Origin of the sequence: Aliidongia sp., assembly GCF_035943795.1 — a bacterium.
Taxonomy (GTDB): domain Bacteria; phylum Pseudomonadota; class Alphaproteobacteria; order ATCC43930; family CGMCC-115725; genus Aliidongia.
In genome coordinates this window covers 1-9,442 of record NZ_DASZBY010000118.1, presented here as the reverse complement: position 1 = coordinate 9,442, position 9,442 = coordinate 1, and the positions used below count along the sequence as shown (strand labels likewise).

Annotated in this window: 9 protein-coding genes; 8 read left to right on the top strand and 1 reads right to left on the bottom strand. The window is 66.6% G+C overall.

Annotated features, from left to right (window positions below):
* The coding region (locus VGV37_RS23595) for an aromatic ring-hydroxylating dioxygenase subunit alpha (RefSeq protein WP_326882234.1) at positions 1-1,178 on the bottom strand (1,178 nt) is incomplete at its 3' end.
* Positions 1,179-1,387: 209 nt separating this feature from the next.
* Between VGV37_RS23595 and VGV37_RS23590 the strand changes: the two genes are divergently transcribed.
* From VGV37_RS23590 to VGV37_RS23555, 8 genes are all read left to right on the top strand, one after another.
* Complete coding sequence (locus tag VGV37_RS23590; protein WP_326882233.1) at positions 1,388-2,731, top strand: FAD-binding oxidoreductase; 1,344 nt, start codon at positions 1,388-1,390, stop codon at positions 2,729-2,731.
* 45 nt (positions 2,732-2,776) lie between these two features.
* Positions 2,777-3,751 (top strand): GlxA family transcriptional regulator, encoded by a 975-nt coding sequence (locus VGV37_RS23585; RefSeq protein ID WP_326882231.1) that lies wholly within the window; start codon positions 2,777-2,779, stop codon positions 3,749-3,751.
* A gap of 171 nt (positions 3,752-3,922) precedes the next feature.
* Complete coding sequence (locus VGV37_RS23580; RefSeq protein WP_349256467.1) at positions 3,923-4,528, top strand: ABC transporter permease; 606 nt, start codon at positions 3,923-3,925, stop codon at positions 4,526-4,528.
* A complete protein-coding gene (locus tag VGV37_RS23575; RefSeq protein ID WP_326882229.1) occupies positions 4,525-5,628 on the top strand; it encodes an ABC transporter ATP-binding protein in 1,104 nt (367 codons plus the stop codon). Before VGV37_RS23580 ends, VGV37_RS23575 begins: the two co-directional genes overlap by 4 nt.
* A 3-nt stretch (positions 5,629-5,631) precedes the next feature.
* Positions 5,632-6,363, top strand: a complete 732-nt coding sequence (locus VGV37_RS23570) for an ABC transporter permease (RefSeq protein WP_326882228.1) — start codon at positions 5,632-5,634, stop codon at positions 6,361-6,363.
* Between the two features lie 41 nt (positions 6,364-6,404).
* On the top strand, positions 6,405-7,289 hold the full coding sequence (locus tag VGV37_RS23565) for a glycine betaine ABC transporter substrate-binding protein (protein WP_326882227.1): 885 nt from the start codon (positions 6,405-6,407) through the stop codon (positions 7,287-7,289).
* A gap of 62 nt (positions 7,290-7,351) precedes the next feature.
* Complete coding sequence (locus VGV37_RS23560; protein WP_326882226.1) at positions 7,352-8,176, top strand: nitrilase-related carbon-nitrogen hydrolase; 825 nt, start codon at positions 7,352-7,354, stop codon at positions 8,174-8,176.
* A gap of 4 nt (positions 8,177-8,180) precedes the next feature.
* On the top strand, positions 8,181-9,442 hold a 1,262-nt coding region (locus tag VGV37_RS23555), incomplete at its 3' end, for an MmgE/PrpD family protein (RefSeq protein WP_326882225.1).

Here is a 9,442-nt window from a genome sequence, read left to right as displayed (position 1 = left end):
GCATACCAGTCGGAAAAATTCTTCAGCATGAATTCCGACGGCGCGAACGGGCCGGGCCGGTAGGCCGACGAGCGGATGCCGCGATGGTTGTTCTCGGCCAGGCGCCGATCCTGGTCGTTGGTCGCGGTCCACACCTCGGTCAGGCGCCGGACGTCGTAGTCGACGCCCTCGACCGCATCCTCATGGACCAGCCAGGTGGTCCGCACCGCCGTCCGGTCGGCCGAAAGCGGCAGGACGCGGAAATGGATGATGTGGTCGGCCAGGAAGTGGTTCCAGTTGTTCGGCACCCGGAACATGCGGACCGAGCCCAGGTCCGGCTCGGTAAAGTCGGCGAGCAACTTGTTGCAGGCCGGCTTGCCGTCGAGTGTGAAGGACACGGTGCCGTCGTTGAACGGCAGGCGGATACAGCGAAATTCCGTCGCGCCGTCGGCCGGCTGGTGCGGCAGCTCCAGCCGGTCCCATTTCGCCGCCGAACGCGCCATCAGCCCGGCGAAGGCATCGGTCGCAGCCGCATCATCCGGCAGCGCGAATTCGACCAGCGAGACCAGAAGCTCCGGATGGTTCGCCGCGCAATGGTAGCATTCGCGGTTGTTGTCGATCACCAGCTTCCAGTTCGCCTCTTCGATGATCGTCGAGGTGAAGGCGACCTTGGTACGGTCCGGCTGGTGGGGCGCGATATAGGGCGTGACCGCCGCGCGGTAGCGGTCGAGCGACGGCGGATCGTCGGCAATCGAGACATAGACCATGCCGCAGATCACCTCGACCCGGGCGGGCTCGAGGCGATAGTCCCCGACCGGGAAATCCGCCGGCATCTGGCGCGCGTGGATCAGGCTGCCGTCGAGCTCGTAAACCCATTGATGGTAGGGGCAGACCAGCCGGTTCGCGTGTCCCGTCTCGTCGGCACAGATCCGCGAACCGCGATGGCGGCAGGTATTGTGGAACGCCCGGACCTCACCGTCGCGATCGCGCAGGATCACGACGGAATCGTCGCCGATCTCCAGGGTCAGGTAGTCGCCCGGACGCTTGATCTCGCAGACGTTGCAGGCGAACAGCCAGTCGGTCGCGAACACCGCGTCGAGGTCGGCCTTGAAGACGGCCTCGTCGCAATAAAAGCCGCGCGGCAGGCTGAAGCCGCTGCGCCGCTCGTCGAGCAGGGTGCGCACGAGGTCGCGCGACATGTCGATCGCTCCTTGTCCGGTCGTGTCCAGTCTTGGATTTTGACCGAAGGTGCCCGTCGCCGCGCGATGGTTTGCGACATGCGACACCGGTTTTGCGACTTGGGGCCGAGGTCGTTTTTGCCCGGATCGGTGTCGTAAATTCGATCCTGGCGGCCCGGCGGCACTGCAATGATCAGCCCGCTCGCCTCTCGTTCCCCGGAGTTCACCCGATGTCGCTTCCATCAAAAGCCCGCTACGTCATCATCGGCGGCGGTATCCACGGCCTGTCGACCGCCTATCACCTGGCCACGAAGCTGAAGGCCAAGGGACGCGGCAGCGAGGCAGACATCATCGTGCTGGACAAGGGCACGGTCGGCTCGGGCGCGTCAGGCATCGCCTGCGGCGTCGTGCGCAACAATTATTTCCAGCCGGCGATGCGCGAGCTGATGGCCCATTCGGTCCGCGTCTGGGAAAGCGATACCGAGGCCTACTCGTACCATCCGGTCGGCTATATGCAGATCAGCCCGGAAGTGATGCATGACGATGTCGCGACCATCTACGAGCAGCAGAAGGCGATCGGCTACGGATCGACCTTCATCGAAGGCGAGGCCGACTGCGCGAAATACATGAAGGGCCTGTTCCACGACTGGCAGGCCAAGGGCATCACGTCCGTGCTGCACGAGAAGCCCGGCGGCTATGCCAACAACATGGCGTCGCTGAAGGGCCTGTCGGCCAAGGCAACCTCGGCCGGTGCACGGATCCTGGAGAACGTCGCCGTCACCGGCTTCGAGTACGGCCACAACAGCCGGGCCATCGCGGCGGTGCTGACCGACCAGGGCCGCATCGAGTGCGACTATGTCGTCATCGGCGCCGGCCCCTGGGTCCGGGATTTCTGGACCATGCTCGACCTGCCCCGGACCGTCAGCATCAAGGGCCGCGACGGCAAGATCCATGCGGACATCCCGATGTGGCGGTTCTGGCAGCTCGAAGAGGGCGTGCTGGGCGTCGACCCCGGCTTCCTCGCCACCAACGACGGCAAGATGCCGCCAGTGATCCATGTCGACACCGACGCGCCGCTCTATTCGGACAAGACCGGGCAGCTGATCACGTCGGACCTGTGGGGCATCTATTACAAGCCCGATTTCCACTTCAACGGCATCCAGGGCGGCGCCATGCCCTACAAGGTCGAGACGCCGGTCGACAAGGTCGCGATCGACCCCTACGGGCCGCAAAGTCCCGAATTCGTCTCCTCGCCCGAATTCGCCGACATGTGGACCTCGGCGCTCGCCTTCTGCCACAAGCGGTTCGAGGGCGCGCATGTGAAGTACCACGAGGAAAAATCCGGCGGCATCGGCTGCTTCACGCCGGACAGCTTCCCGGTCTTCGACGTGTTCCGCGACAATTGCTATGTGATCGCCGATTCGAACCATGGCTACAAGATGATCGGCGTCGGCGAGCTGGTCGCGGCCGAGATCGCCGGCGAGCGTAGCGGCCTGCTGGAGCCGTTCCGCCTGTCACGCTATGCCGAGGGCAAGCTGCACCCGGTTTCCAAGAGCCCGTTTCCCTGGAGCTGACCCGCATCGCGTGCGCCCTGCGTCCGCGATTGCTATGATCCGGCCATGCAACGGGACGCCCGCATCACGAACCTTGATCCGCCCGTGGAACGCTTCGTGTTCCTGCTGGTGCCGGGCTTCTCGATGATGAGCCTGGCCTCGGCCATCGAACCGCTGCGCTCGCTCAATCGCCTGGCGGATCGGGAAGCCTATCGCTGGACGCTCGCCAGTCTCGACGGCGAGGGGGTCGACGCGTCGAACGGCATCCTGTTCGCCGCCGACGCCCATGCCGACACGCTGGAGGGCGCGCGGTGCCTGTTCGTCTGCGGTGGCTTGCGCATCAAGGAAGCCAACGAGAAACGTTATCTGGCCGTGTTGCGCCAAGCGGCCCGGCGCGGCATCGCCATCGGCGCCATCTCGACCGGCACCTATCTCCTGGCGAAGGCCGGGCTGCTCGATGGTTATCGCTGCACGATCCACTGGGAAAACCGCTCGGCCTTTCAGGAGGACTTCCCCGACCTCGATTGCACCAACAAGATCTATGAGATCGACCGGCAGCGCATGACCTGTTCGGGCGGCACGGCCGCCATGGACATGATGCTGCACCTGATCGCCGACGGCCACGGTGCGGACCTGGCGCGCGGCGTCGCCAACCAGTTCCACCACGAGCGGATCCGCGACGAACGGGAAGACCAGCGGGGCGGGCGGCTGGAGACCCTGGCCCATCTGCCCGAGAAGGCCCGCCAGGCGATCACCATCATGCAGCGGCAGATCGAGAATCCGGTCCCCCTGCCCGCAATCGCGCGTCAGGTCGCGATCAGCCCGCGGCAGCTCGAACGCCTGTTCCTGCGCCATGCCGGCATGAGCCCGGCGCGCTATTACCTGCAGCTTCGCGTCGAGCAGGCGCGCGAGCTGCTGCTCTATTCCGACCGCCCGATCATCGAGATCGCCATCGTGTGCGGCTTCACCTCGACCTCGCATTTCGCGACCTGCTACCGGCGTGTCTACGGCACGCGGCCCTCCGACATGCGTGGCGGCTGACGCCGGCTGTCCGCCCGTCGGATTTACGTGCAAACATGTCGGAATCGTAAAGGGCGCCGGCATCGCCATTGCGGATGATCCAGGGAAGATTCCCGCGGAGCCGGCGAGAGAGGAGCAAGCGTGCAGACGATCGATTTCATCGTCGCGAACCTGCCGGTCATCTGGCACTACATGCTTCAGCACATTCTGCTGGTCGGACTGGCCGTCACGATCGCGATCTTCACCGGCGTGACGATCGGCATCCTGATCACGCAGAGCCGGAAGGCCGCCGACCGGGTGCTTTATGTGGCCGCGGTGATCATGACGATCCCGTCGATCGCGCTGTTCGGCCTGTTGATCCCGGTGCTGTCGCTGATCGGCCAGGGCATCGGCTTCCTGCCGGCGCTGATCGCCCTGATCCTCTATGCACAGCTGCCGATCATCCGGAACACCTACACGGCGATCATGAACGTCGACCCGGCGCTCCGCGAGGCCGCGCGCGGCATGGGCATGACGACTTTGCAGCGGCTGTGGCAGGTCGAATTGCCCCTGGCGCTGCCGGTGATCGTGAGCGGCGTGCGCAACGCGGTGGTCATGAACATCGCGGTCGCCGCGATCGCGACCTACATCGGCGCCGGCGGGCTCGGCACTTTCATCGCGCGCGGCATTTCGCAGACCGACATCCGCCAGCTCATCACCGGCGCGCTGGCGGTCAGCCTGCTGGCGATCGTGGCCGACGCGCTGCTGCTGTTCCTGCAGCGCGTCCTGACCTCGCCCGGCCTCAGGGGCCGGTCATGATCCGGCTGGAGCGGGTTTCCAAGGTCTTCGGCGGGTTCACCGCCGTCGACGCGGTCGACCTCCACGTCCCGGCCGGCGCCGTGTGCGTGCTGCTGGGCCCCTCGGGCTGCGGCAAGACGACGACGATGAAGATGATCAACCGGCTGATCCAGCCGAGCGGCGGCCACATCTTCGTCAATGGCCAGGACACGGCCGAGGTGGACGAGGTCACGCTGCGCCGCTCGATCGGCTACGTCATCCAGCAGATCGGCCTGTTCCCGAACAAGACGGTCGAGGATAATATCTGCGTCGTCCCCGATCTCTTGGGCTGGCCGCGCGCCAAGTCGCGCAGCCGTGCCGCCGAGCTGCTGGAGATGGTCAACCTGGACCCGGGCATCTTCCTGAAGCGCTATCCCAAGGAACTGTCGGGCGGACAGCAGCAGCGCGTCGGCGTCGTGCGCGCGCTGGCGGCCGACCCGCCCGTGCTGCTGATGGACGAGCCGTTCGGCGCGATCGACCCGATCAACCGCGAGGTGATCCAGGACGAGTTCATGAAGCTGCAGGCGGCGCTGAAGAAGACCATCGTGTTCGTCAGCCACGACATCGACGAGGCGGTCAAGATGGCGACCCATATCGCGATCTTCCGCGACGGGCGCCTGGTCCAGCACGACACGCCGGACAATATCCTGGCCCATCCGGTCGATGCCTTCGTGTCCGACTTCGTCGGCAGCGACCGCACCTTGAAGCGCTTGCGGCTGATCCGCGTCGAGGACGCGATGATGCGCGACGCGCCGCGGGTGATCGCCGAAGAACCGCTGGAGACCGCCGTCGCCCGCATGCGCGAACATGGCCATATCTCGATCGTGATGGTGGGTCCGCGCGGCCGGGCCCGCGGCATGATCCGGCTGGATGAGGCCGAGGGCAGGAAGGGACTGGTGGGCGAGCATGTCGAGCCGCTGCCCGGCGTCATCAAGGTGACGGACGACCTGCGCAGCACGGTCTCGCTGATGTTCACCCATGGCGTGACCTGGCTCGCGTGCGTCGACGACGATGGGTTCTACAAGGGATACGTCACGCAGCGCAGCATCACCCAGCTGCTCGGCGCGACCTACCGGGACTAGGCGATGGCGCTGACGTCGGCCCTCGGAACCCCGCTGCGCCTGCTGCTGCTCGCGCTCGTTTTCGCCTGCGGCGCCTACCTGCAGGCCCAGGGGACCCTCGCCGCGGTCTTCAGCCATTGGGAGGACGTGGTCTATCTGTCCCGCCAGCATGTGACGCTGGCCGCGATCTCCGGCGCGATCGCGATCGCCATCGGCCTGCCGCTCGGCATCGTGCTGACCCGGCCTGCGGTCCGGCCTTACGCCAACATCGTCATGCAGGTCGTGAACCTGGGCACGACCATCCCGACCCTGGCGATTCTGGCGCTCGCCATGTCCGTGCTCGGCATCGGCGCGCCCTCGGCCATTTTCGGCCTGGTGGCGCTGACCCTGCTGCCGATCGTGCTCAATACCATCGCCGGACTGAGGATGGTGCCGGAGCATCTGGTCGAGGCGGCGCGCGGCATGGGCATGACGCCGGGCCAAGTGCTGTTCCGGGTCGAACTGCCGAACGCCATGTTCGTCATCCTGGCCGGCCTGCGCACGGCGCTCGCGATCAACGTCGGCACGGTGCCGCTCGCCTTCCTGATCGGCGGCGGCGGTCTGGGCGAGCTGATCTTCTCCGGGATCGACCTCATGGAGCCCTCGACCTTGCTCGCCGGCGCGATCCCGACGGCGCTCATCGCCATCCTCGTCGATTTCCTCGTCGGCCAGGGCCAGTTCTGGCTCATCCCCCGCGGGGTCAATCCCCTGCGCTGAAGAACAATACGAAACGAGAAGACAACAACAGGAGAGGCATCATGATGAAGAATATTCTGGCAGGCTTGGCCGCGGCGGCGTTCGCCGTCGGGCTCGGCAGCGCCGACGCCCAGACCGTCGTCGTCGGCGGCAAGAACTTTACCGAGCAGCAGATCATGGCCGAGATGACGAGCCAGCTGCTGACGGCCAAGGGCTTCACCGTCGACAAGCGCGCCGGCCTCGGCACCGCCCCGCTGCGCCAGGCCCAGGAAGCCGGTCAGATCGACGTCTATTGGGAATATACCGGCACGTCGCTCATCACCTTCAACAAGGTGACCGACAAGCTCGACGCCGACGCGACCTACAAGAAGGTCAAGGAACTGGATGCGGCGAAGGGCCTGGTCTGGCTCACCCCGTCCAAGGCCAACAACACCTACGCGCTCGCCATGCGCAAGTCCGACGCGGCGGCGAAATCCGTGGTCACGCTGTCCGACCTCGCCGCCAAGGTCAAAGGCGGCGCCGCCCTGAAGTTCGGCTGCAATTCCGAATTCTACGGGCGGCCGGACGGGCTGGCGCCGCTGGAGAAAACCTATGGCTTCGACTTCGGGCGCGACAATGTGGTGCGCATGGATACCGGGCTGGTCTACCAGGCGCTGCGCGATTCCCAGGTCGAGGTCGGCCTGGTGTTTGCGACCGACGGGCGTATCCCGGCGTTCGATTTCGTCGTGCTGAAGGACGACAAGGGCTTCTTCCCGGCCTATGCCATGACCCCGGTCATCCGCAAGGAAGTGCTCGACAAGAACCCGAAGCTCGCCGACATCCTGAACGCGCTCTCGGCCAAGCTGGACGACGCGATCATGGGCAAGCTGAATGCGTCGGTCGACGTCGACAAGAAGTCGGTCGAGGAGGTCGCAGGCGGCTTCCTGAAGCAGGAAAAGCTGATCTGAAAAATACCCATCCCTCGCGCCCTTGACGGTGCGGGGGATGGCGCTTGCGAGCGGACATCCCGATGAAAGTTGCGGCCGCCCAGATCGCCTGCCAGGCGGGCGACATCCAGACCAACCTCGCCCAGCATCTCGCCCTGATCGAGCAGGCCCGGCGCGCACGGGTCGACCTCGTCGTCTTTCCCGAACTGTCGCTGACCGGCTACCAGAGCGATCCGGACATTGCCTCGCTGGCGCGCCTGGCGGGCTGCGAGGAACTGCGCGGCCTCGCCGAGGCGGCCGGCCCGATGCGCGCCTCGATCGGCTTCATCGAGCGGGGCGAGGACGGCCGGGTTTATAATGCCCAGGCGCTGATCGGCGACGGACCAACGCAGGTCCATCGCAAGATCAATCTGCCATCCTACGGCAATCTGCGCGAAACCCGCTACTACCAGCGCGGCTCGGTTATCGCCCCGGTCCGGCTCGACCCGGACTGGCGGGCGGCGACGTTGATCTGTGCCGACAGCTGGAACCCGGCGCTGCCTTGGCTGGCGGCGCTCGACGGCGCCACGATCCTGCTGCTGCCGATCGCGTCCGCGCTGTCCGCCGTCGAAGGCTTCGACAATCCGGCGGGCTGGGACCTCAACCTGCGCCACACAGCGCTCACCTACGGCCTGCCGATCGTCATGGCCAACCATTGCGGTGGCAACCTCGATTTCTGGGGCGGCTCGCGCATCCTTGATGCCTTCGGGCGCGAGTGTGCGCGGGCCGACGCCACCACCGGCCTGATCGTCGCCGACCTGTCGCCGCCTGACGGCATCACGGCGCGCCGCCGTCTGCCGACCATGCGCGACGCCAATCCCCATCTGGTCCATCGGATGCTGGGCCGCGCGCTCGGTGAACCGGAGTAAGCCCATGCCCATCGCCTTCATCCACGACCTGCGCTTCGAAGATCTGCCGCCCGCCGTGGTGCAGCAGGCAAAGCGCTGCCTGCTCGATCTGATCGGTGTCGCTGCCAGCGGGCGCCGCACCGACCTGTCGCGCATCGTCCATGGCTTTGCCGTGCGGCAGATGGGCAGCAGCGCCGGCGGCGCGCGCCTGCTGTTCGATGGCAGGCGGGTCAGTCCGACCGGGGCCGCCTATGCCGGCGCCGCAACGATCGACGCATTCGACGCCCATGACGGGCACCGCCTGACCAAGGGCCATGCCGGCGTGGCGCTGTTGCCGGCATTGCTCGCGGTCGCCGACGATGGCGCATCGATCGACGGGCGAGAATTCCTCACTTCGCTCGCGATGGGCTACGAGATCGCGATCCGTGCCGGCATCGCGCTCCATGGCACCGCTGCCGACTATCACACGTCGGGCGCCTGGAACGCGCTCGGCTGCGCCGCCATCGCCGCCCGGATCCTGGCGCTCTCGCCGGAACAGACGCGGCACGCGCTCGGCATCGCCGAATATCACGGACCGCGCAGCCAGATGATGCGCTGCATCGACCACCCGACCATGGTCAAGGACGGTTCCGGCTGGGGCGCGCTGACCGGCGTCTCGGCCGCCTATCTGGCCCAGGACGGCTTCACCGGCGCACCGGCCATTCTCCTCGACGAGCCCGCCGAGACCTGGCGCGATCTCGGCCGGACCTGGCGCATCACCGAGCAATATTTCAAGCCCTGGCCGGTGTGCCGCTGGGCCCAGCCGGCGGTCGAGGCCGTGATGATGCTGACTTCAGACCATCGCCTGTCGCCCGACATGATCGAGCAGGTCGAGATCCAGACCTTCCTCGCCGGCGTGCAACTGGGTGCGAAGCCACCGGCCACGACCGAGGAAGCGCAATATGCCCTGGGCTTTCCGATCGCGGCAGCGCTCGCCCGCGGTCGTCTCGGCGCCGACGAGATCGGTGTGGACGGTCTGCAGGACCCGGCCATCCTCGCCATGCTCGGCCGCATCAGGATCGCCGAGGACGAACGGTTCACGGCCTTGTTCCCGGCCGAGCGCTATGCCCGTGCGACCATCGTCCTGAAGGACGGGCGGGAGCTGTCGACCGCGGACGTCACCGCCCACGGCGATCCGGAAGCGCCGCTGAGCGTTGGGGAGTTCACCACGAAATTCCGCGGGCTGACCCGGGACGTCCCCCCGGCCCGGGTCCGCACCATCGAGATGGCCGTTGCCGCGCTGGACGG